Source organism: Endozoicomonas acroporae, assembly GCF_002864045.1.
GTDB classification, from domain to species: domain Bacteria; phylum Pseudomonadota; class Gammaproteobacteria; order Pseudomonadales; family Endozoicomonadaceae; genus Endozoicomonas; species Endozoicomonas acroporae.
The window spans coordinates 36,787-59,463 of the sequence record NZ_PJPV01000021.1; the positions used below are offsets into that span (position 1 = coordinate 36,787).

At 52.4% G+C, this 22,677-nt stretch carries 17 protein-coding genes and 1 pseudogene; 5 read left to right on the forward strand and 13 right to left on the reverse strand.

The window, feature by feature from the left end; all coding sequences use genetic code 11:
• Positions 1 to 39: 39 nt before the first annotated feature.
• From CX664_RS03865 to dksA, 3 genes are all read right to left on the reverse strand, one after another.
• On the reverse strand, positions 40 to 795 hold the full coding sequence (locus CX664_RS03865) for a hypothetical protein (RefSeq protein ID WP_101745457.1): 756 nt from the start codon (positions 793 to 795) through the stop codon (positions 40 to 42).
• 207 nt (positions 796 to 1,002) lie between these two features.
• Complete coding sequence (gluQRS, locus tag CX664_RS03870; RefSeq protein ID WP_101745458.1) at positions 1,003 to 1,908, reverse strand: tRNA glutamyl-Q(34) synthetase GluQRS; 906 nt, start codon at positions 1,906 to 1,908, stop codon at positions 1,003 to 1,005.
• Positions 1,909 to 2,163: 255 nt separating this feature from the next.
• Positions 2,164 to 2,607, reverse strand: coding sequence for an RNA polymerase-binding protein DksA (dksA, locus tag CX664_RS03875; RefSeq protein WP_101745459.1), 444 nt, complete (start codon positions 2,605 to 2,607; stop codon positions 2,164 to 2,166).
• A gap of 459 nt (positions 2,608 to 3,066) precedes the next feature.
• Between dksA and sfsA the strand changes: the two genes are divergently transcribed.
• A complete protein-coding gene (gene sfsA / locus CX664_RS03885) occupies positions 3,067 to 3,792 on the forward strand; it encodes a DNA/RNA nuclease SfsA (RefSeq protein WP_101745461.1) in 726 nt (241 codons plus the stop codon).
• Positions 3,793 to 3,977: 185 nt separating this feature from the next.
• Here the strand turns inward: sfsA and CX664_RS03890 are convergent, their stop codons facing one another.
• The 4 genes and pseudogenes from CX664_RS03890 to CX664_RS27970 all read right to left on the reverse strand — a co-directional run.
• Positions 3,978 to 5,171 (reverse strand): ankyrin repeat domain-containing protein, encoded by a 1,194-nt coding sequence (locus tag CX664_RS03890; protein ID WP_101745462.1) that lies wholly within the window; start codon positions 5,169 to 5,171, stop codon positions 3,978 to 3,980.
• Between the two features lie 241 nt (positions 5,172 to 5,412).
• A complete protein-coding gene (locus CX664_RS03895; protein ID WP_101745463.1) occupies positions 5,413 to 6,591 on the reverse strand; it encodes an ankyrin repeat domain-containing protein in 1,179 nt (392 codons plus the stop codon).
• Between the two features lie 22 nt (positions 6,592 to 6,613).
• On the reverse strand, positions 6,614 to 7,651 hold the full coding sequence (gene preA, locus CX664_RS26935; protein ID WP_338063466.1) for an NAD-dependent dihydropyrimidine dehydrogenase subunit PreA: 1,038 nt from the start codon (positions 7,649 to 7,651) through the stop codon (positions 6,614 to 6,616).
• 54 nt (positions 7,652 to 7,705) lie between these two features.
• Positions 7,706 to 8,071, reverse strand: a pseudogene (locus CX664_RS27970) (dihydropyrimidine dehydrogenase); the annotation flags it as partial.
• A gap of 333 nt (positions 8,072 to 8,404) precedes the next feature.
• On the opposite strand from CX664_RS27970, the gene CX664_RS03905 reads away from it, so the two are divergent.
• On the forward strand, positions 8,405 to 9,013 hold the full coding sequence (locus tag CX664_RS03905; RefSeq protein WP_101745465.1) for a trimeric intracellular cation channel family protein: 609 nt from the start codon (positions 8,405 to 8,407) through the stop codon (positions 9,011 to 9,013).
• Positions 9,014 to 9,125: 112 nt separating this feature from the next.
• On the opposite strand, the gene CX664_RS03910 is transcribed toward CX664_RS03905, so the two are convergent.
• On the reverse strand, positions 9,126 to 9,881 hold the full coding sequence (locus CX664_RS03910) for a gamma-glutamylcyclotransferase family protein (protein WP_101745466.1): 756 nt from the start codon (positions 9,879 to 9,881) through the stop codon (positions 9,126 to 9,128).
• 341 nt (positions 9,882 to 10,222) lie between these two features.
• Positions 10,223 to 11,320, reverse strand: a complete 1,098-nt coding sequence (queG, locus tag CX664_RS03915) for a tRNA epoxyqueuosine(34) reductase QueG (protein WP_101745467.1) — start codon at positions 11,318 to 11,320, stop codon at positions 10,223 to 10,225.
• 153 nt (positions 11,321 to 11,473) lie between these two features.
• On the opposite strand from queG, the gene CX664_RS03920 reads away from it, so the two are divergent.
• From CX664_RS03920 to CX664_RS03930, 3 genes are read left to right on the forward strand one after another with little or no spacing between them, the layout of a single operon-like run.
• Positions 11,474 to 13,018 carry an NAD(P)H-hydrate dehydratase gene (locus CX664_RS03920; RefSeq protein ID WP_101745468.1) on the forward strand — a complete coding sequence of 515 codons (1,545 nt, stop codon included), beginning with the start codon at positions 11,474 to 11,476 and terminating at the stop codon, positions 13,016 to 13,018.
• 32 nt (positions 13,019 to 13,050) lie between these two features.
• Positions 13,051 to 13,548: a tRNA (adenosine(37)-N6)-threonylcarbamoyltransferase complex ATPase subunit type 1 TsaE gene (gene tsaE / locus CX664_RS03925; RefSeq protein WP_101745472.1), complete on the forward strand. Its 498-nt coding sequence runs from the start codon at positions 13,051 to 13,053 to the stop codon at positions 13,546 to 13,548.
• A complete protein-coding gene (locus tag CX664_RS03930; protein ID WP_101745469.1) occupies positions 13,545 to 15,014 on the forward strand; it encodes an N-acetylmuramoyl-L-alanine amidase in 1,470 nt (489 codons plus the stop codon). The genes tsaE and CX664_RS03930 overlap by 4 nt, the downstream gene beginning before the upstream one ends.
• An 18-nt stretch (positions 15,015 to 15,032) precedes the next feature.
• Here the strand turns inward: CX664_RS03930 and CX664_RS26165 are convergent, their stop codons facing one another.
• The 4 genes from CX664_RS26165 to CX664_RS03945 form a co-directional block, all read right to left on the reverse strand.
• Positions 15,033 to 15,185 (reverse strand): hypothetical protein, encoded by a 153-nt coding sequence (locus CX664_RS26165; protein WP_180966365.1) that lies wholly within the window; start codon positions 15,183 to 15,185, stop codon positions 15,033 to 15,035.
• Positions 15,186 to 15,240: 55 nt separating this feature from the next.
• Positions 15,241 to 17,220, reverse strand: coding sequence for a WD40 repeat domain-containing protein (locus CX664_RS03935; protein WP_145999803.1), 1,980 nt, complete (start codon positions 17,218 to 17,220; stop codon positions 15,241 to 15,243).
• A gap of 164 nt (positions 17,221 to 17,384) precedes the next feature.
• A complete protein-coding gene (locus CX664_RS03940; protein WP_101745471.1) occupies positions 17,385 to 17,657 on the reverse strand; it encodes a hypothetical protein in 273 nt (90 codons plus the stop codon).
• Positions 17,658 to 17,748: 91 nt separating this feature from the next.
• Positions 17,749 to 22,677 (reverse strand): AAA family ATPase (locus tag CX664_RS03945; protein WP_145999804.1); only part of this gene is annotated, 4,929 nt, incomplete at its 5' end.

The following is a 22,677-nucleotide window of genomic DNA, read 5'->3' on the forward strand; positions in this document are numbered from 1 at the left end:
TGAAGGTTTGCGCCAACAGAGTCTGAGACTTTTGCAGGTTTACAGTCCAGGCGCATCGTAAGTGACCCAGTAAATCATTTCACCGGGACAATCGCTACCCAGAACATCGACCATAATATTATCAATTTTTAATTTGCCTATCTGTTCCAGCCACTGGTCATCATCCAGCTTTTGTTCCAGTAACCAGCTGGGTACGGATTGGCTGTCCGAGTTGTACCATGCCACCGGGAAACGCATGCCTTTGGGGAGGCGGCTGCGTTTTACACTTAACGAGGCATCACAACGAACCACCAGGCTGTCCGCCACTTGCTGACGTTTACGGAGATATTTACTGGACTCTTTGGCAAATTTTTCTACGTAGGGACTCAACAGCTCTTCCTGTCGGCTTTCCAGACAGTAGTCGTAGGCGCGGCTGACTTTACTGTTCTCAAAGCCCATGATGCCGCAGGCTTCGGTTACGCGGCTTTTTACATCCTGGCTGAGTTCTGTATACCAGGGGGCATTGGGTCCGAGCACCCTTTGAGCTTCCAGTGTGGCAACAAAGATCAGGTTTTCATCCGGTGTAAAGCAGGATGATACGCCTTGTGTGTGAATGGGCGACTTCATCGTTATAGACGGTTCTTGACGTATAAGCTGTTCCCGGGTTCGTCTCGCGGCATCACAGATGTCAGGGTTGTCTGCCGCAGGCCTGCTGGAAGTATCACTTAAAGAGGAAAAAGTCAGGGTATTTGCCGTCAGGTTTACGGCGAAAAATGAAAGAGCAGCAACCAGAGCTGTTTTAAAGACTATCGACATATTCGCTCCTTGAACACATCTTTTTGTTGTGGCCCATTCCCAGGTGCCTGAAGGCCTCTGGATAGGATTTATTCAACCATATATAACATGTTCGACAGGATAGCGGTAGGTTTGCCCGGGGTCTGTTGACGTTTCGTTGCCAGTCTTTCGGGTATATGGCGACTTCCTGGCTCAGACTGCTCGTTTCGCTGGAATTGCCACGAAACGTCAACGGTTGTCCAGAGAGTTCTGCAAAATCTCTTTTTTTCCCGCCATGTTGCTCATGGTCCAGTTTTTTATTCCCCAGGACAGGATCTCTTCAACAGAGTTCATCAACAGGTCTGGCTCTGGTTTCAGGCCAAATGCCGTCAATGCCTTGATCATCAGTGGACGGGGGTTGTCCAGTGGTATGGCGGGCGCATGGTTCTGCTTGCTGAGTTTATTGCCGGGGTTCCGGGTAATCACCGGAACATGGGCATAGACCGGGTGCAGATACTGTAACTGGCTTTGCAGATAGAGCTGTCTCGGGGTGGAATCCAGAATGTCTACTCCCCTGACAATATGGGTAACCCCCTGAAAGTGATCATCAACGCAAACGGCCAGTTGGTAGGCGTATAGCCCATCCTTGCGCTTGAGAATAAAATCACCAAGGGCGCTTAAATCAAACTGCTGATCACCCTGAATACGATCCTGAAATTGCATGACATCGTCATGGCACAACAGCCTGAGGCTATGGGGCTGGTTTGGGATTTCACGGTGATTGCGACAGTAACCGGGGTACACACCGTTCAAACCGGCCAGTTTTTTGCGGGTGCAGGTACATGGGTAAAGTCTCTCGGTACGGAGCAGAGTGTCCAGAGCCTGGTCATAGGCTTCGCTGCGATCACTCTGAAACAGCACGCTGTCATCCCAATGCAGGCCATAAACATCCAGCGCCTTGAGAATCAGGTCGGCCGCTTTGGGCTGTTCTCTTGGCGGGTCAATGTCTTCCATGCGCACGAGCCATTTTCCCTGATGGACCTGAGCATCCAGATAACTGGCCAGTGCCGCAACCAGAGAGCCAAAGTGCAGAGGGCCAGAAGGAGACGGCGCAAATCGTCCAACGTAGGAGGGGATGCTCAGTGTGTCGCCCATAGGAAGTGATGATCAATCAGGCAAGTGGTCTTGAGTGAGTGCCGTCAGGATTTGTCCCGGAATAACTTCATCATTTTACTCAGTCGGGGAAAAGGTCGCTGACCGCACAAGCACAAACGGTTCCGACTTTTCGGGTAGCGTCTATAGAAATGTCGAAGTGATTTCAGGACAGCTCCTTAGCTATAAAGAACCGGTCGAGAATGAATCAAACTGGGATACTCGACGTACCACAGCCTGATTCATCATCCGGGTACATCAGTTACCCAGCTGTCTTTCCTTGATCTCGGCCAGTGTCTTACAGTCGATACACAACGTAGCAGTGGGGCGGGCTTCCAGGCGACGAATGCCGATTTCTACGCCACAGCTGTCGCAGAAACCGTAATCGTCTTCTTCGATCCGGGACAGCGTATCGTTGATTTTCTTGATCAGTTTACGCTCACGGTCACGGGTTCTCAGTTCAAGGCTGAACTCTTCTTCCTGACTGGCGCGGTCTGCCGGATCAGGGAAGTTCGCGGCCTCATCCTGCATATGGTTCACTGTACGATCCACTTCTTCCATCAGCTCCTGCTTCCAGTTTTGCAGGATCCTGGTGAAGTGAGCGATCTGTTGCTCGTTCATGTATTCTTCCCCATCCTTTTCCTGGTATGGGGTATACGATTTGAGCAGATTGCCTGTATCCGCGTTTTTCTGTGCTGACATGATTACAGCCTCACCACCTTCTATTCATGAGCCAGGGGATCTCCCAAATGAGCAAGAATCCTGGATCTCTCCATTTAGAGGCGCTCGCATTCTGCCTGATGACAGCAGCCTCTGCGATCCCTCTGTTATTGCCGGCAAACCGGCTCCCTGAAAGCCAAGGTCAACACCACGGGTGCCTGGCGAGAACAAAAGCTCCTGGCACTTGCCTCTTGCCTTCCTTAAAGAAGCGGAGAAACTACCAAAACCCATGGCAAGACGCCATAAAAAAATGTCATCCGCTTTCTGACATTGACCAAAACCTGTACTCAGGTCAACTGATAATATTCTCCGAATCTGCTACCCAATGGATTCAGAAAGCCTGTCAGCCGTGCAAGGTCAGGTATGATGAATCGGCATCTTAGGATTCTATTTTAGAATTTCAATACGTAAATTAATGAAATTTAGTAATGAGCAACCCTGATGAAATACGATAATCAGCTATCTGAGGCCCGCCTGATAAAAAGATACAAACGGTTCATGGCCGATGTTGAGCTGGCTGATGGCTCACAGATTACCCTGCATTGCCCCAATACCGGCTCCATGAAAAACTGCCTCTACCCGGGGTATCGGGTATGGTATTCCGACTCAGGAAATCCCCGGCGTAAATACCCCTGTACCTGGGAACAGGCGGAAATTCCGGTGGAGTTTAACGGCGAACAACGCCTCACCCTGGCAGGGCTGAATACCGGACGGGCCAATGCCCTGGTTGAGGAGCTTGTGCGGTCTGGCCAGGTGTCAGAGCTGTCCGACTACCAGAGCGTCCACCGTGAAGTTCGTTATGGTGAAGAAAAGAGCCGCATTGATCTGCTGCTGCAACAGGAAGGCCTGCCCGACTGTTATGTGGAAGTCAAAAGTGTCACGCTGGCAATGGGGAATGGGCTTGGCCTGTTCCCGGATGCCGTCACCAGCCGGGGCACCAAACATCTGCGGGAACTCACCCAGATGGTTGCTGATGGCCATCGATCCGTGTTGTTTTTCTGCGTTCAGCATACCGGTATTGACCATGTGGCGGCGGCACAGGCGATTGATCCGGTTTATGCAGAAGAACTGCAAAAGGCGGTGGCCGCTGGTGTGGAGGTGATGGCCTGGGGGGCAGACATGTCGCCGGATAACATTACCCTGGTCAGGCAGTTGCCGGTTGGATAACAATCACAATGCCCTGGTTCTGTTCGGTGCCCGTGAGAACGAAGATGTGAGTTGTAGCACTGAGCAATATAAATCATGGTACTGGAATTTTTGTCGCTGCCTTTTCGCTGTGGAGGCGTTCAGGAAAACGGCAAGAATCGGCGATATGGCACGCCTATGCCCTGCCAGGGTAGCTCCGGCTCGCTCTACCGTGACAGCGGCAGGTAGATGTACTGCTTTACCGAATAAGGCAGCGGCAGCGAATTGACCGCCTGCTTCATTGGCAGCTTGTTGCGATCCAGGTGTTTGATCAGTCGGCCCCGGATGCTGCTCCGGCAGAGGGATTTGAGAGACGGCAAACGAGGGACAGAAATAAAATTCTGGATGATGTTTTTTGTTGCAGGCGTTCCATGTTGCCAGGCGGCCCGACCATACTTATCCCTTAGGTTCGGATCAGCTCCGTTAACCAGAAGTGTCTCGACAATCGCATTGCGATCATTGCAAGCATCGAGGCAGGCAGTGACTGCCTGGTGCAGCGGGGTATGATCGTCCTTTCCGGGCATATTCGGGTCAGCTCCGCTGGCCAGCAGGGTCTCGACAATAGCAAGGTGACCCGCATCAGCTGCCCGGTGCAGCGGGGTGTAGTTGACAACTCCGGGCCTGTTCGGGTCAGCCCCCTTGACCAGCGCCACTTCAACTTGATCCCCCCATCCATGAATGGAAAATTTCTGCAACAGGCTGTTCCAGTCCAGCTGATGGGTTTTAGGTAACAGGTTTTCGTATACCTCGAGATGACCGCAGTCAACAGCAGATTGCAAGGCTGTCAACCCATTCATGCACTTGAGGTTCGGGTCAGCCCCGGAGGCCAGCAGGGTCTCGACAATAGCAGAGTGACCAGCGATGGCTGCCCTGTGCAGCGCGGTGTAATTGCCATTTCCGAGAATGTTCGGGGCAGCTCCGTTAGCCAGCAGGACCACGACAATAGCAAGGTGACCAGCGGCAGCTGCCTCGTGCAGCGGGGTGCTGCCATCCACGAGAGTGTTCGGGTCAGCTCCTTTGGCCAATGCCACTTCAACTTGATCCTCCCATCCATGAAGGGAAAATCTCTGTAACAGTCTGTTCCAGTCCAGCTGATGGGTGACAAGTAGCAGGGTTTTGTATACATCAAGATGACCATATTCAACGGCAAAGTCTAAGGCTGACATCAAACCCCCGGTGAGGTTCGGGTCAGCCCGGTAGGCCAGCAGGATCTTGACAATAGCATGGTGCCCCTCCATAGCGGCATGCTGCAGCGGGGTGTAACAGGCATATAGGTAATTGTTCGGATTAGCCCCTGAGTCCAGAAGGGTTTCGACCCTGGCAAGGTCACCATCTTCAGCTGCTTCAGCCAGAGTGTTCATAATGTGACGTACTCCCTCAATAGAAATTCAGGTTTGATCCGTCGTTAGGTTACTTTCCTGACCCTTGCTATTCAGGTGCTGTGTCCAGTTTAGATAGGATTTGCCGAACAACAGCGGATTTTTAGACCAATTGATTGCAACCGCACGACTGCATGAATGCAGGAGCCAGAGCAACGCAGGAGCAGTTGCCGTGCAGGGCAGTCTATTTCCGGACAGCCTCCCGGAGCAGCTCCGGCTCGCCCTACAGTGACAGCAGGCGATCGACGTACTGCATTGCTGGAGGATTAAGCGGCAGAAACCTGATCGCCTCCTTCATTGGTAGTCCGTTGTCGGGCAGACACTTAACCAGCCGACCCCGGATGCTGGCCCGGCAGTAGAATTGGAGAGAGTGAGGTTCAGCCATGAAATGCTGGATTGCTTCTTTAATGGTTTCTGTCATTGCACATTGACAGGCTGTCCGTCCATTCCAGTCTTTGAATTTCGGATCAGCCCCGTTGACCAGCAGAGTCTTGACAATGTCACAGTGACCAGCCTCAGCTGCCCTGTGCAGCTGGGTTTTATGGCAAAAATCGGGCTTATTCGGATCAGCCCCGTTGACCAGTGCCGCCTCAACTTGATCTTTCCATCCTTCGTAGACAAGTTTCGGTAACAGGCTGTTCCAGTCCGGCTGATGGGTTACAGGTAACAGGGTTCTGTATACATCTGGGTAATCACTGTTAAGCCCAGATGTCAAGGCTTTCCGTCCAGTCCCATCCTTTAGGTTCGGGTCAGCCCCTCTGTTCAGCAGGGTCTCAACCATAGGATGATGACCAATGGCCGCTGCCCGGTGCAGCGGGGTGTAATGACCACTATCGGGAATATTTGGGTTAGCCCCGTTGTCCAGCAGGGTCTCGACAATAGCATGGTGGCCAGCCGTAGCTGCTCCTCCCAAAGGTGTATCACCATCACTGTCCTGGATATTCGGGTTAGCCCCCCTGGCCAGTGCCACCTCAACTTGATCCTTCCAACCTGAACGGGAAAATACCTGTAAAAGGCTGTTCCAGTCCGGCTGCTGAGTTTTAGGTAGCAGTGAATCGTACACAGCGCGATGACGGTTGCCAGCTGCACATTGCAAAGGTGTGCATCCGTTTACGTCCTTGAGGTTCGCGTCAGCCCCAATGGCCAGCAGGGGCTCGACCATAGCATGGTGACCTTCGAGAGCGGCAAAATGCAAGGCTGTCCTTCCACTAATGTCCTTGAGGTTTGGGTCAGCCCCGTAGGTCAGCAGGGTCTTGGCAATAACATGGTGACCAGCGTTAACTGCCCGGTGCAGCGGGGTTTCATTGTTATTTCCGGGAATATCCGGGTCCGCCCCCTTGTCCAGAAGGGTTTTGACCATGACATGGTCACCACAGACAACTGCATGCTCCAGTGAATTCATGGCATACTCCGGCACTGAAAAATCAGGTTTGCTCCGTCGATAGGTTACCTTCCTGACCCCGGTTATTCGGATGCTGCGTCCAGTTCAGGTAAGGTTTGCCGGTTTGCTGCCTGACCATGGATATACAGTTATCCACTGGGCAGGTGATCTGGCAGAGGTTGCACCCTACGCAGGCCTCCTCGATCACCCCAAACCGGTGCTGGGTTGACTGTTTTATCGGTGTCATGGCAATGGCCTGATGGGCAGCATCTTCACAGGCTGCATAGCATCTGCCGCATTGGATACAGCTGTCCTGATCAATGTGGGCAATGGTCTTGTAATTCAGGTTCAGGTATTTCCAGTCGGTCAGATTGGGGACGGCAGCGCCTTGAAAGCTGTCCAGGGTCGGATAGTGTTTGCGGTCCATCCACCGGGACAGGCCATCAATCATGTCCTGTACAATTTTAAAACCGTTCAGCATGGCGGCGGTACAAACCTGAACGGTGCCCGCCCCTAACGCCATAAATTCGGCTGCGTCCCGCCAGGTACTGATGCCGCCAATGGCTGAGATGGGCAGTCCGGCGGTGTCCGGGCTGCGGGCAATCTGCCCGACCATATTCAGGGCGATGGGTTTCACCGCTTCGCCACAATAACCGCCACTGGTGAACTTATCGTTGACGGCGTGATATCCCACCATCCGGTCCAGATCAATACCGGTAATGGAGTTAATGGTATTGATCAGCGAGACCAGCAGTGCCCGGTCTGGCCAGTCTTTTTTGGTTTGGCGTATCTCGTCCAGACTCACCTGCAGCGGGCGATCGGTGATCAGTTCGATGGTGAGGATGCGAACACCATTATCCCGGGCGAAAGCCTGTTCATGACCGGTGGCTGACATCTGTTCACGGCCACGACGATAGGCAATGGTGACGTCCTCTGCGCCCAGCCGTTTGCATTGGCAGGCAATATCAATAGCGGTGTTGCCCCCGCCAATAACCACTATACGTCGGCCAACAGGCAATTGGCTCAGATCATGGCATTGACGAAGGGAGGATATGGCCGGGAGGGCATCCTCAACGGCCATGGCTTTTCCCGTTTCCGGCAGGCGGGTAAATGGGTGGTCGGCTGACTGGCGGTTATCGATGGCATAACGCTGCAGCAGGCCGATTTTCACCGGAAGGCACTCTGGCTCATGATTTCTGACGCAGGCCTGCTCGCAGAGAACCTCGGTTGGACAGACCCGGGCACAGCTTCCTCCCAGAATATTGGCATCCAGAATGGCCTGTGCAGCACCGTCGATATTGTCAGTGGCGATACGATTGATAAAAGAGGGAATATTGATACCGGTGGGACAGGCCGGGATACAGGGTGCCGCTTCGCAGTAAAGGCATCGGCTGGCTTCAATATGAGCCTGGTAATCACTGAGGGGAGGCTTGATGTCGGCAAAGTTGCGGCGGTACTCTTCTGCTGGCAGCCTGCCATTGTGAATATCGGGTTTATTCATGGCGGTTAATCCTCATCAGGAGTAACGAAGACTAGTACATCGTTTCAAAGAGTTTGATGTATACAATCTCCGTTCACCCTGAGCGCCCTTCAGCTCGGCTCAGGATGCACGGACGAAGGGTGTTTGGCACGATCTATCGGAGGCCGGAGTTTGCGCCCTTCGACAAGCTCAGGACGAACGGAGTCCGGAGACATTTAATAACGACACCCATCAAGCTCATTAAACCAGGAGCCTGTCGGTATTCGGAAAGAATGCCGGTATATGACTATATCTGGCCGTGGAAGACGAATTTATAATCTATAATCCAATGACCTTTTCTCCGTAGGTTCGTTAATGCTGCTCTATATTCTCGACCTTTTTGGTACTGCGGTTTTTGCGATCAGTGGTGTCTGGCTGGCCTGCCGTAAAGACATGGACCTGTTTGGCGCAATGGTACTCGCCTTCGTGACTGCCGTTGGGGGCGGAACTATTCGAGACGTTTTGCTCTCCTCTACGCCCCTATTCTGGATACAGGATACGCTCTACCTGCTGGTTATTCTGGCTACGACGCTGTTTGCCATCCTGGTTCGCCAGTGGCATGAGCGCAGCAAGTGGATTCTTCAGGTCTCTGACGCCCTGGGGCTGGCGGTCTTTGTGGTCATCGGCGTGACCAAGTCGTTGTCATTTGGTGTGGAGCCAATGGTCGCTGTGATGATGGGGGTATTGACAGGCTGTGGTGGTGGTGCCATCCGGGATATGCTGGCCGGGGAGATTCCCATGGTATTGAGACAGGAGATCTATGCATCCGCAGCCATGGCGGGAGGCGCGGTGTTCATATTGCTGGAGCCATTGCTCCAAAACATAAACCACACGTCAATTATTGCGGCTGCAGTTGTCCTTATTCTCAGGCTGATGGCGGTGTATAAGGGATTGTCTCTGCCGAGGTTTGGGTTGCCTGTTTAGGAATGGTCCTGAAATAACTTCAATATTCCTACAGACGCTTCCCGCTTCACGCTACCCGCAAAAGCCGGAACCGCTTGCGCTTTTGCGGGTAGCGGGCGGCGACCCCCAGATATCAGAACCCCCAATATTTCCTGACGATTTCAAGATAATTGGGCCAGTCTTTTTCCAGATACCCCTTCAGAAAATCCACTCTTTGCTCTGCTTTGTTCAGCAATTTTTTCGGGTGTCTTATGTAGGTGGGCTGGTCTTCATCTTGAAAGGTGTCATACTCTTCAAGGCCCAGCGTTTTGTGACAGTCCATGATGAACTGGCCATTGAGATTATTGGTCTGGTCTACTTCAACACAGCCGGAACGGACAATATTCAGGTAGGACATGGCGATTTTCTTTTCCGTATCTTCCGGACCAAAGTAAAACTTGTAGTTGGGGAGGTAGGCATAAATTTCAACGTCATCGTGGGTTCCAAGAACCTTATTCCTGTGATCCTCCCGATAAAATGACACTTTATCTTTGGCTATTTTTACTCGATGGTATGCCCCTTCGCGTATGTCAAAAGCTGGCAGATCTTTGGTTTTCACGGGAAAGAGTAAGCCATTAAGGTAATCTCCGGGGGATGCTTCGATGTTCAGCGCTCTCTGTGTGGCTTTTTCTATCCAGAGATTCCACTTTCTGGCCATATCATGAACTCTGACCGGCAGGTACTCGGCATCTTGGGGGTCTTCTGCGGTAGCGGTGCGGGCAAGCGTAGACATCAGGCTGCCATAGCCAAATATCCAGACGGTGTCATTCCCACCGTCGGCTGCAAGAGTCAGGTTGCTGGTCATCAGGGATAACAGTAGCGTAAAAAAAATAGGTTTAGTCGATTTCATGATTATAATCTGCCTTGTTAGTTATTGTTCCAAGAGACTTTTTCCTGATTCAAGTCAAAAATAAAGTCGCCATGATTACTGTCCCAAGATTAGTTGATCGACGGGACAGATCACTAACAAGCCCGTTAGATTCAGTAACGGGAAATGGCCGTCTTGATTCACCTGTGGACAATCTGCATCAGCACCTGGGAGGCTGTCCGAGAATAGCGCCCGTAGCGAGGACGACAGAAAATTGAGGATAAAAAATCGGTTTTGTGAGGTGAATAGCGGGGCTATTTGCCGAACAAAAGCGAATTTTTAGACCAATTTGCTGTCGCCGCACGACTGCATGGATGCAGGAGCTAGAGCAACGCAGGAGCAGTTGCCGCGTAGGGCAGTCTATTCTCGGACAGCCTCCTGGCATCGTGTTGCTTGAGAGCCCAGAGGACATGCTCCTGAACCAGCTCTGATGGATAATCCAGACGACTTTTCAGAGCCGCAATAATGGCGTCACTGCCCGGAGCATTGCCCAGTGCCACGGCGATATTACGCAACCAGCTTTCATAACCTGCCCTGCGAATAGGCGAGCCCGCGGTTCGTTCCAGAAACTGTTCTTCACTCCAGTGGAAAAGATCGACCAGATCACTGTCGTCCAGATGGTGACGAGGTTGAAAGTCCGGCTCCCGGGTTGGCTTGGCAAAACGGTTCCAGGGGCAGGCCAGCTGGCAGTCATCACAGCCATAGATGCGATTGCCCATCAGAGGGCGCAGTTCTTCAGGAATGGGACCCTTGTTTTCGATGGTCAGGTAAGAGATACAGCGGCGGGCATCCACCTTGTAGGGAGCCACAATGGCCCGGGTTGGGCACTTGTCCATACAGGAGGTACAGCGTCCGCAGTGATTATTTTCGTAAGGCTTATCCACAGGCAGCGGGAGGTTGGTGAACAGCTCACCAAGAAAGAAAAAGGAGCCAGCCTGACGGTTCAGTATCAGTGAGTGCTTGCCCATCCAGCCCAGTCCGGCCTGTTGCGCCAATGGGCGCTCCATCACTGGCGCACTGTCCACAAAGGCGCGATAGCCATGATCTCCAACGGCAGCTTCAATCTGCCTGCCCAGCTGGGTGAGCCGTTTGCGGATCAACTTATGGTAGTCCCGGCCCAGGGCATAGCGGGAGACATAGGCTTTTTCCGGTTCGTTGAGCAGTTTGACGGTTTCAGTATCCGCTGGCAGGTAATCCATACGGGCAGAAATCACCCTTAATGCGCCGGGATGCAGTTGCTCCGGGTGTGCCCGCAGCTCACCGTGCTGGGCCATATAGGCCATATCACCGTGATACCCTTTCGCCAGCCAGGCTGCCAGATGCTTAAGATCATCTTCAGGTATTTTGGCTTCGGTAATGCCGATCGCCTGAAAGCCAAGCTCTCTGGCCCAGGTACGAATTTTCCCAACGAGTTTTTCCATAGCCGGTGCTGGCGATGAGTCCGTCAATGTGGTTAAAGTGGGTGGTGAAGATAACGGTTCAGACACTGAATTGGATTAACTCTTTTGGAATAAATTGTTTGGCGCAGTTTGAATGCAAAATACAATCTCTATTGTATCATCGCGGGCACGCTTATGAATAAGAGCTTACCAGAGTCTCTCTACACTGCCGATCAGGTTCGACAACTGGATCATGTGGCCATCCACCAGCACGGCATCCCGGGTTTTGAGCTGATGACCAGGGCGGCCAGCACCGTATTGTCCACGATTGGCCACTACTGGCCAGAAGCCGGAACCCTGCTGGTGTTGTGTGGGGCAGGCAACAACGGTGGCGATGGCTATATGGTCGCCAAACTGGCCAAAGAGCAGGGGCTGAGGGTTTCGGTACTGGCGGTGAAAAATCCAGCAGAGCTTAACGGCGATGCCCTCACTGCCTGGCAGGCCTGCGTTGATGCTGGCGTGGTGATTCGACCTTACAACAGCACCCAGTCCCTGTGTGCGGATGTGGTTGTGGATGCCATGCTCGGTACCGGGCTTTGTGGTGAGGTGCGGGGTGACTATCAGGATGCCATCAAACGGCTGAATCATCTTGACAGTCCGGTGTGTGCTGTGGATATCCCGTCCGGCCTTTGTGCTGATACCGGAGTTCCACTGGGAGTGGCGGTCAAGGCCAGGGTTACCGTCTCTTTTATTGGCCTGAAGCAGGGGCTGATGACAGGGTTGGGACCAGAATACTGTGGCGAGCTGGTCTTTAATGACCTGGGCGTGCCTGAACCGGTCTATCAAACCGTTCCTGCTGACTGTCGACGAATTGCTCCGGAGCAGTTTCGCGGTTGGCTGTCACCCAAAAGCCGTGCCGCCCATAAAGGTGATTTTGGGCATGTGCTGCTTATCGGTGGCAACCACGGGATGCCGGGGGCGATCATGATGGCCGCTGAGTCCGCCCTCCATTGCGGTGCTGGCCGTGTCACGGTGGCTACCCGCAAGCGACACCTTGCGGCGCTGGCTGTTCGCTGCCCTGAGGTGATGGGGGTATCGGTAAAGCGCGGATCTGGCCTTGGTTCCCTGGCTGAAGGAAAGAGTGTCATGGTTATTGGCCCGGGTTTAGCCCGGGATGACTGGGGTCTGCAGCTGCTCAAGGATGCCCTGGCGGCAGAGTGCCCGGTGGTGCTGGATGCTGATGCCCTGAACCTGTTATCGGATCATCCACAATTGCTAAATGGACGAAAGTACCCGATTATTTTCACCCCTCATCCTGGTGAGCTGGCTCGTTTATCGGGTTTGGATATTCCAACGATTCAGAACAATCGATTTGCAGCGCTGGTAGACAGTCATCGACAATTAACTGCTCTTACTGGCGAGGGTGCAGCGCACAGGCAGCCAGAGATTGCCCTGCTACTGAAAGGGGCGGGAACGCTGCTGTTTGATGGCCAGAACACCGCGCTGTGCTCTGAGGGCAACCCGGGCATGGCGGTGGCCGGTATGGGGGATGTGCTCAGTGGCGTTATTGGCGCACTGCTGGCCCAGGGGCTGACACCTTTCAGGGCGGCCCAAATGGCGGCCTGGCTGCATGCTTCTGCTGCCGATGAGGTGGTTGCCGGTCAGGGTGAAACCGGCTTAAGGGCAACGGAGTTGATTCCGGTTATTCGACAACGATTGAATTTTATCATTGGTCATTAAGGGTCAGGCAACTGGCTGTGATGGAAAGGCTTATGCAAGGCAGATATGAACTGCTGATAAAAAATGAAGACGCCATGGTGGCGCTGGGGGGGCATCTGGCAGAAGCCCTGGGTGACCAGGGCATTGTTTTTCTGCATGGTGATCTTGGCGCGGGTAAAACCACGTTCTGCCGGGGTGTCCTTCGGCATCTTGGCCATCAGGGCGCGGTAAAAAGCCCGACTTATACACTGGTGGAGCCTTACGAGGTCAATAACCATAAGGTTTACCACTTTGATCTTTATCGCCTTGCCGACCCTGAGGAGTTGGAATTTATTGGTGGTCGGGATTATTTCAGCGAAGCGGCGCTGTGTCTGGTTGAGTGGCCAACCCGCGGACAGGGGGAGCTGCCAGAGGCTGATCTGGACATTACCTTTGCCTATCACTCGTTTGACCAGAGTGAGTTATCCGGCAGGAAAGCAACGATTGTCGCAGTGACTGATAAAGGGAAGCGTGCGCTGGAAACCATAAGAGCACTTCAGGGGGGCGGATGAGTCAGAGAACAGGGATTGTTCGCAGGGTTCTGGCCAGGCTTTCGATAAGACATCGCACAGCAACACCTACCCGAAAAAGAGCCGCCTCTTGTCGTGAGGTTGAACCGTTATTTTCCGGTGGCAGGCGTCGTTTTGTCAGGCAGCTGGGTATTCTGGCCGTGGGGCTTGCAGCCCTAAAGGTTCAGGTAGCCGAAGCGGTCTATAAGCTGATTAAAAATGTCAGACTCTGGCGGTCGCCGGATAAAACACGACTTGTGTTTGATGTTTCCGATGCGGTTGAACACCATAAATTCCACCTGAGCAACCCCAGCCGACTGGTTATTGATGTTGACGGTGCCCGGCTCAGTGGCTCATTCAGTGGCCTGCAGCTGAAAGATACACCGATTCAAAAGATCCGCCATGGTCCCCGTAATAAAAGTGACCTGCGTATCGTTCTGGATCTCAGTGAAAAGGTGTCCAGCGAAAGTTTTCTGCTGAAACCCAATGCGACCTATGGCCACCGCCTGGTGGTTGATCTGTTTGATGATAAGAGCAGAAAACCACAGCCAGTGGTCCGGCAGAAGCCCGCTGGTTATCGGGATATTATCGTGGCGATAGATGCTGGCCATGGTGGTGAAGACCCCGGGGCCATTGCCTACGGCGGTGGTTATGAGAAACAGGTAACCCTGGCGATAGCCAAAGAGCTGGCCAACTTGCTGTCTAAAGAGAAGGGGTTTCGGCCGGTGCTGGTGCGCACGGGTGATTATTATATAGACCTCCGCCGTCGTACCCAGATTGCCCGGGACAACAAAGCCGATCTGTTCATCTCCATCCATGCGGATGGCTTTAAGGATCATCGTGCCAATGGGGCGTCGGTTTATGCCCTTTCACGCCGTGGTGCCACATCGGAAACGGCTCGCTGGCTGGCCCAGAAAGAGAACGCATCAGACCAGATTGGGGGAGAAGGCGGTATATCCCTGGGGGATAAGGATGATGTTCTGGCCGGCGTTCTGCTGGACCTGTCCATGACCTCAACGTTGTCGTCCAGCCTGGAAGTGGGCAATAAAGTTCTGGCCAATATGGGTGGGATTAACCGGCTGCATAAAAAACAGGTGGAACAGGCCGGCTTTGTGGTGCTGAAGTCTCCGGATATTCCATCCATCCTGATAGAGACCGGGTTTATCACCAATCCTGGAGAGGCCAGAAAACTAAAGAGCAGCAGTCACCAGAAGGCGATGGCGAAAGCCATTTTCAATGGCGCGAAAAGCTGGTTCTACAAAAAGCCACCACCAGACACACTGGTTGCCAAATGGAAACAGGAGGGTACCCTTAACACCCGGCCATCACGGTATGTGATTAAACCCGGGGATACGCTGTCAGAGATTGCCGATCAGTTTGATATCAGTATGAATGACCTGAAACGTGCTAACCGGCTATCCAGTGCCAATACTATTCGTGTGGGTCAGGTGCTGCAGATTCCTGATTAAGCCGTGGTGTATGCTGCACTACCGATGATGTTTTTCAGGCGTAAATGCACTCTTTTTGTCCTGGTCAACAGCCATTATCTGGAGCATTGCATGGCTGTGGACGGGCTCTTGGCCGACATTGTCAACAACACCGCGCTCGGTCCAGAAACCGTTATCAAAACATAAATTCATTTTTATTCTTCTCGGAGCTTTTCACGCCAGCTCTCAATCTTAGTTGCTTATCCAGTCATGGGTATTTGTTTTCTGATCTGTCACTCTGAGGGTTGATCTGCCAGATGCTGGCGCTGCCGTCACCACAGGTCAACAGCATTCGTCCAGAGGGGCTGAAACTGCCTGAAGAGAAGGTGGTACCGTGGTTTCTTTTTGCCTTTTGGCACCAATTGCCATCACGGTCGTAGCCGAAGATTTTAAAGTCTCCGCCCTGTTCCTCGTCGCCAGCCAATATCTGGAGCATTGCGTGACTGTGGACAGGTTCATCGGTCAATCGGTCACAGACAGCATTGTCCACAACGCCTCTCTCGGTCCATGAGCCGTTATTGTCACACCCCCAAAAGATAATGGTATTCAGAGAAAAAAAACCACCACCGCCGTAGAGCCGGAGCAACTGCTCCGAAGCGCTGAATATGGCTTTATTGACCTTGAAACCGTTGTTGACCGATGCAGGACGGTTAATCCTGGTTTTGGCAAACGAATTACCCTCACTGTCAAAACTCCAGAGCTTGGCAATAAGCCCATCATCGTCACAATGAGTGGTCAGAACATAGCGTCCTGATGGGCTGATGCTTGCCTCATCAATTTTCTCTTCTGAATGGATTTTTTTAAATTGGCAAAGGCCTTCGTTGCTAACATGCACGACATGAACATCATTATCCTCCTTGATCATAATACAGCTGGATGCCGGGTCATCGCTGAAGCAGGCTTTCCGCGACAAATAATAAGTATTTTCATGTGGAATTGCCCATTGGCCCGAACGGTTATAATTCAGGATTTGGACAAAGCCATTATCAGGATTGTGAGTCAGGAACATGTCTTCTGATGCACTGAATTGCGTAGCCGTAAATGACGGCTGGTCAGTGATTATTTTCTTTTCAACATAGCGGCCCTGGTCATTCACACTCCATAGTCTGATTTTCTGGTCTATGGTGTGGATCATTAGATGCCGTGCTGAGTTACTGAATTTGACACCGATAATTTTCATGTTGAGGGATCCCAACTCTTGCCACTTGTCGCCTACAGGGCCAATGATTGTCAGTGTGTTTTCATCTGAATCCACAGTATTGGAAAGGATAACAGCACGATCTCCAGTCGGACTGAAGGTAGCGTTCACGTACCTGTCGCTGGTCGGATATGAATATTGGCATCTGACCTGGCCGTTGTAGTCAATACTCAGCATTTCAGCACCACGTTTGGACGTGACCAGCAGGTAATTACCGGAAGGACTGAATTGAAAAGACAAATTCTCAAACCCACTGTTCATGTATCCCGGTATCCAGCCTCTATCGTCATGACGAACGCAGATCATCAATGCATCACTGCCGTTACGGTGAGTACTGGTGATGGCCAGTGCCCGCTCTATGGGAGAAAATTGAACATCCTTAATCCTGCCGATATCATGTGTCGATAGCTGTTCCAGCCAGTTGGTCCCGCCATCAAAGCTCCAGACTTTGCACAACCCTTCTGCTGCCGCCATCGCATAGTGCCCGGAAGTGCTGAAGATGGTGGTTTTATCTGGTTGGACCCTTAGTGCAACTTCCTCCCGCCAGTCATCCTTGTCATCACAACTCCAGCCGCGGACTACATAGAAGTCCTGGAACAGGACATGGCGTTCCGAGGGGCTGAAAATCGCTTTTATGTTCTGACCATCAAAAAAATGAGCAACCCCTTTTCGCTCAAGTTTAAACTCGCGGCATTCAATCATCTGACGTATCTCCTCAGAGAATACCGGTTGGTGAGTGATGAGTGAATCGTTCTGCCGGGTTTCAGCTTTATCAGGTCTGGTATACAGGTATTTAAAAGGCCAGTTTTCCTTAATGTCACGGGAGGTAACCGTCGGCAAATGGATCTGCCCACACTCTTTTTGCAACTCCAGAATTTCACCACAGCTCAGATGAGTAGAGATATCACCGAGTTTGTTCAAAGGTATCCCGGAAAAATGCAATGAATGAGCGGAAGTTTCAGAGTTAGCCTTATCGGTACTTAGACTCATTACACTGTCATGAGTCAAATTTGGTCTTTCAGTAGATTGCTCGTTAGCAAAACCAGGATTCATTTTTAATCTCATTAAATTTCCGGAGAGAAGGAATTTTATTTAAACAGTTATTCCTGCTCAGATTGTGAACTGAAAAAAGGAAACGATAATGGTGCTATTTCTTAATTCCTTTTCTCAGGGTAAACATTTCGGAGTGTGGTCGAGTAGGTGACCCTCTTAGGGTAGACATTAAGCGTATACTCCCCTCTTCGGGTAGTTAAAGATGGAACCACGAAGAACACAAAGAGCACAAAGAGCACAAAGAAGAGATTTTCTTTTCCTTCGTGCTCTTTGTGTTCTTCGTGGTTCCATTCAAAAGCCATTGAAAATGAAGGGGTAAGCTTAATGTCCACCCTAAGAGGTGACCCTGACTGTGCATTCACTACTTGATGCATGCCCTTTTCCCTTATTCTTTAGTTTATCGTCATCAATTCTTAATCACGCTGACAGTACTTCAAGGCGAAAGCGTAGAAGGCTGAATTGCCATTAATATCTGCTTAAAATGGTTGCATCATGTTCATTGATCAAGCGTTTTATGGTTCCCAGCGAATCCTCACAATCCAGGGCAATACCCGGAGAAAAAATCCCACTGCCGATCAGGTTGAAATTTTGCCCTGCCGCACTTTCAAAGATGGTTAGCCGGTCGCGGAAATTGCCAACGATCAAGACCCGGAATCTTTTCAGGTCTTCACATATTACCGGGGTATATATGTCAGCAAAGCGTTGATCGCCGATCAGACGAATTAACTGCCGGTTATTTTCTGCATCATCGATGTGATCATCCAGGGTATTCATGATCTGGGGCACAGGGAGTTCCTTAAGAAAGGCTGCGCCGGTCAGTTTATTGGTGCTTTGCCGGAGAGTGTCCCACGCCCTGTCAATCAAAAACTGGGCAGACACTATCAGGGTATTGGTTTCCTGGTAATAGGTTGATTTTTCCGGGAAACAGGGCTGACCACGGATCAGTCGGGCAATATCCGGTTTGCCCCGGGAGGCATGACTCCAATAAACTTCGGTAGCCGCCACCTGTGGCAATTGTTCCAGGGAGCACAGCAGGGGAAAATTGCCGACCTCCGGACTATCGCGGACATTTTTCAGATAGACTTTATCGATGGACTCAACCTGGAACAGGCGCTGGCTTATTCGTTGAGCCATGCCATTATGATCAAAATTGAACCGGATAATGGTCTGCAGGCTTTGAACAGGCAGGACGGGAAAATCATTCGGGCTTTGCAAATACAGTTGCCAGGCAAACTCCGACCACTCACAGAAAAGATGCTTCAGGGGAGACGTAAAGCGGGTTGACCAGAAGAGCATACAGTGGCTCCAGTCGATAATGGCTTTTTTTTCCGGGGGGGCCAGGGTGGAAAAATGGTCAATGGCATGTCGGGCCGCCAACAAATACTGTTCCGGTACCCAATGGTAGACAATCTGAAATGCAAAGATACCGTTATGAGATTTGCAACCTGACGATACCGGGTTAGATCGACTTGATGATAAATCCCTGCCTATGGGGATAGGGCGAAAATTTTTCCGGAACCTTTCCAGAAAGGTATCCTGGATATGTTTTATCGCCTCTTGGGGTAATTCAGATTGAGTACACTTGTGTTGCTTGAGCAAAGAAGTGGCCAGTGACAATATCCCGTTCCAGCCATCAGCGGCTCCGTCCTGAGCGTAAGTCGAATTGACGGGTGCCACTGGCGCTGATTTGAAAATATTGTGCCATTCCGGCTCTGATGAATAACTGCAAGTGGAGCCGCCAGCGCCCCCTAAATCACAAAGTCGCCACCCATTGCAGGATCTGACCTCAACGAAAGCATGTGAGACCGAATGTACTATTCGGGCTTCAATACCCCAGTAAAGACAGAGTAATTGAAACAGAAACCCACGATGGCGGCAGGCTCCCTGTTGTTCCTGCAACAATTGCTTGACCAGGCTGATGCCGGTTTCGTCAAAAGGACGATCGTAAGAAAATGCCCTGAACCAATCGATAAGGGCCAGTAGCCGTTCGGACAGATTCTCTATCTGCCCTATTTCCCGCAACTTCCGGTACCCCGGAGCCGGGTATTCGCTGAACACCTCCTGATCCAGATGTACTTTGATCAGGGGCGGGCAACGCAGGGGCTGTGTGTTGATGGGATCATCAGCCGTTAACGGCTGAAAATAAGTCAGGTCAGGCTTAATAATAAAATCTACCGTCACCGGTTCCGTGAGTACGGAACGAAGAAAGTATTGGTCGCTGTGCCTATCCCGTGCCAGCTGCGTCTGTTTCGGAATGGATCTCAGACCGGTCAACCGGTCATTGGGGGTCAGCGATGGCAATAGTTGCCAATTGCGGCCCGGTTCCAGTGTCATGCGCCCGGGGGTTTCGCCGGCCTTCAGATCGGTTCGCCCGGTTAACAGGGGCAAAAGATCGCTCTGCTCCACGGGGTGTATTGGCAACAGGCTTATAGCTGCCTGCTTATCAGTGGTCACATCGGCTGTGCACACCTCCAGTCGATACAGACGGGGATCCCATTTACCGGGAAAAAACCGGGTTACCTGAAAGTTTTTGGACACACCAGGGGGCGAGCCCAGGCTGAAAATCTTCGGTGAATGAGTATCCGGACCTCTGGAAGCCCCCTTTCCAGGAGTATAAGGCCAATGAAAGCGGTATTTACAGTCCTTCATATAGGGCCACCACTCCAGTAATAGATGTTTAGTCCACTGGTCCATGGCGATTTTGCCCAATCGATCAGCCGCCCGGAGCAGCTGCGGCAGCGTCAGTTCAAGGGGAATGCGTCGCTGTCGGAAATGATTATTGAGGGCACTGGCGCAATCGGTCAGCCACCGACTCAGCTCCTCTGATACCCCCATGGCTTGCAGCCTGAGCCGGTAGTCATCCACGGTATCATGGTGGATATGAACGCCGGTAAATCGACTGGTCAATGATGGCGGGAATGCCGTTCGTCCGGGATAGGTGGGCGGATTAACGGTACCTATCAATTTGAACCCGGCCTTGTGCGGCAACGGCAAGCGGTCATTAAGAAACTCTTCCAATAGCCCGGAAGGAATGATATTGAGCTCACTGACCACTAATACCTCACCCAGACGCCAGGCGCGGTTAAAGGCCTGCACAAACTGGTTAAACTGGTCCGGTGTCCCATTGAGATGCTGAAAGCCTTTACCGGTTTGCTGTTGCCAAGTGGTCAGGGTCAGCAGTAACAGGGCATCCTTACCCCACCCGGCAGTCCCTTCCACCACCATGGCAACTCTTCCCGGTTCCCTGAGTTGCAGAAATTGCCAGCAGGTTTTTATGTACTCTCTGGTGGCCGGAGTATCGATAACCAGTGGCGTCGATTGCTTTTTGTTCACCTGTGCCAACTGTCCGAAAAACTGTGTGAAGGCCCGCTGGTGCTGCTCCAATAATGAACGGTCCACCTTACCGGAACTGTGCCGGTAATCCCTGAGCGCTTGCCATTCAGGGCGTTGGTCCGGATCGATCCGCCCACCCAGACTTTGCCCGCACGCTTCGTCAGCCAGTGCCAACACCTGGGCCTGGCTGGTGGGACAGGGTGCATCCGCCGTGATCAGCCGGAACCGGGCCATGATGTCTTTCAGGTCCCTTGGCGTCAGCTCATAGTCTGTGGATACCTGTTCTCTGTACTCTGCCAGCAGGGACAGGATGGTGTCCGAAGTGGTGGACCTCAGCTCCATGGGCCAGCTATCCGGCAGGAGTGGCTCAATGATGGCTTGTTGCAGAACGGACTCCGGCAGCGGCCGGTAATACAGGCGCAGAATCCGGCGTTGCAATTCAGGGTCAAGATTCCGCCCCGGATAATTTTCCGGATTACCGGTCAACAAAACCCGGTGGTTATCTGTTAACTCGAACGTCTGGCCATTGACGCAGAGCCGGGGAGGTGATTGCAGCAAACCGGTCAGTGGTGACAATAGTCCGTGCTGCACCAGATTGGCTTCATTAATAACCAGCAGGCCCGGGCGTCTTCTCCTGGCCCAATCCGTTATCTGGCCGGGTACCGAATGAGAGACCGTATTGCCCTGCCGGTCTCGTTTCAGGGAGACCGAACCGTACAGGTCTTCCCAGGTGGTGTTCGGTCCCAGGGTCAGGGTTTTCACCGTCTGCTGGTCAGGCTGTGGGCCAGCGGCAAGCCGGTTCATTGATGCCTGCCGCCGTTCCTGTAACGCTTGCCCGGTGGCGATAGCCAGGCAGGATTTACCGGTACCCGCCGGGCCATTGAGTTCAATGATCCTATGCTGTCTGAGCATGGTCGTGAGCTGTTCAAGCCGTTTGCCCTGCTGCTGATGATGATGACAGCTGGCCTTCAGCCAATCTGAGGCCAGGGTCTGCAAGGAGGTTGTCTGCTCCGGAAAGGCGTGCTGAAGCCGCTGTTGCAGCGGTTCCAGTGGCTCAGATGGATGGCATTGGCTAATGGCGGTCAGTTGCTGGTTCAAGTCCCGGGCTTGCCGATGCACCGGGATATTCTGGCTGCCACAGACCCGCAGGGCATCGTACAGCAGGCGCAGGCGATGGCCGGAAAAGGGATGGATATTGTCGTTCAGTACCGGCAAAAGATCAGCCTCAATGCCCTGTTGAGGGAATATTGAGTGGATAATGGCGGCCATTTTCGGGGTGCTGCGGGGAGAAGGTTCGCCGAAAATAGCGGGCAAATACTCGCCCAGTGCCGGTGCCATATAACGAGCCAATGGCCAGAAATGATCGACCAGATCCTTTGGGTGCTTCAGGGCTGGCAGGGTGTTCAGGATGGCAGCGATGCCATCACGATCAACCCCTTCCATGGAATCCGGAAATATCGCACGGATCTGAGCTTTGACAAAACTGTAAATGGTTACATTACCCCGCACCGGATGGGCCAGTAACTTATTCAGGGCCTTACGCCAGTGGAAGGGCTCCAGAGTCCCGGCGCGATCCAGCCGCTGTTCAATGGGAAGCTGAGCCTCCAGCAGTTTCAGAAACTCAGCCGGTGCCTGAACCGGAATGACCGGATAACTTTTATCCGGGCTCTGGGGCAATGTCCAGATGCGGGACAAAAGACGGCCTAATGGCCGGATTGCATCGGGATGGCGGGACGAAAAGGGTTTGATCAAACCGGGGGCGGCCATAATGGATTCTGCCAAAATGGACTCAGCTTTACCGAGCTCAGCTATTTCAGGCTCAACACTGTCAGGCTCAAAACTGTCAGGCTCAACACTATCAGCCTCTACACTGCCTGCTGAGCAATCACTCCAGGTATCCTGCTGCTGTTGCCAGCGCTGGAACCATGGGCCCTGGGCAGGCAGTTGGTCAGCGGGCCAGACTATATGCAGCTGGCAATTGGGCAGGACTTTTTTCTGGCCGTAAATCCAGAGATAGGGCTCAGGTGCCAGTAGTGACTCCAGATGCCCTGCCAGGGTCGG

Bases quoted from the DNA above. Each gene is read 5' to 3' on its own strand.
- CX664_RS03865 (WP_101745457.1), bottom strand. From the start codon at position 795: ATGTCGATAGTCTTTAAAACAGCTCTGGTTGCTGCTCTTTCATTTTTC.
- gluQRS (WP_101745458.1), bottom strand. From the start codon at position 1,908: ATGGGCGACACACTGAGCATCCCCTCCTACGTTGGACGATTTGCGCCG.
- dksA (WP_101745459.1), bottom strand. From the start codon at position 2,607: ATGTCAGCACAGAAAAACGCGGATACAGGCAATCTGCTCAAATCGTAT.
- sfsA (WP_101745461.1), top strand. From the start codon at position 3,067: ATGAAATACGATAATCAGCTATCTGAGGCCCGCCTGATAAAAAGATAC.
- CX664_RS03890 (WP_101745462.1), bottom strand. From the start codon at position 5,171: ATGAACACTCTGGCTGAAGCAGCTGAAGATGGTGACCTTGCCAGGGTC.
- CX664_RS03895 (WP_101745463.1), bottom strand. From the start codon at position 6,591: ATGAATTCACTGGAGCATGCAGTTGTCTGTGGTGACCATGTCATGGTC.
- preA (WP_338063466.1), bottom strand. From the start codon at position 7,651: ATGGCCGTTGAGGATGCCCTCCCGGCCATATCCTCCCTTCGTCAATGC.
- CX664_RS03905 (WP_101745465.1), top strand. From the start codon at position 8,405: ATGCTGCTCTATATTCTCGACCTTTTTGGTACTGCGGTTTTTGCGATC.
- CX664_RS03910 (WP_101745466.1), bottom strand. From the start codon at position 9,881: ATGAAATCGACTAAACCTATTTTTTTTACGCTACTGTTATCCCTGATG.
- queG (WP_101745467.1), bottom strand. From the start codon at position 11,320: ATGGAAAAACTCGTTGGGAAAATTCGTACCTGGGCCAGAGAGCTTGGC.
- CX664_RS03920 (WP_101745468.1), top strand. From the start codon at position 11,474: ATGAATAAGAGCTTACCAGAGTCTCTCTACACTGCCGATCAGGTTCGA.
- tsaE (WP_101745472.1), top strand. From the start codon at position 13,051: ATGCAAGGCAGATATGAACTGCTGATAAAAAATGAAGACGCCATGGTG.
- CX664_RS03930 (WP_101745469.1), top strand. From the start codon at position 13,545: ATGAGTCAGAGAACAGGGATTGTTCGCAGGGTTCTGGCCAGGCTTTCG.
- CX664_RS26165 (WP_180966365.1), bottom strand. From the start codon at position 15,185: ATGAATTTATGTTTTGATAACGGTTTCTGGACCGAGCGCGGTGTTGTT.
- CX664_RS03935 (WP_145999803.1), bottom strand. From the start codon at position 17,220: ATGAGTCTAAGTACCGATAAGGCTAACTCTGAAACTTCCGCTCATTCA.
- CX664_RS03940 (WP_101745471.1), bottom strand. From the start codon at position 17,657: ATGCATCAAGTAGTGAATGCACAGTCAGGGTCACCTCTTAGGGTGGAC.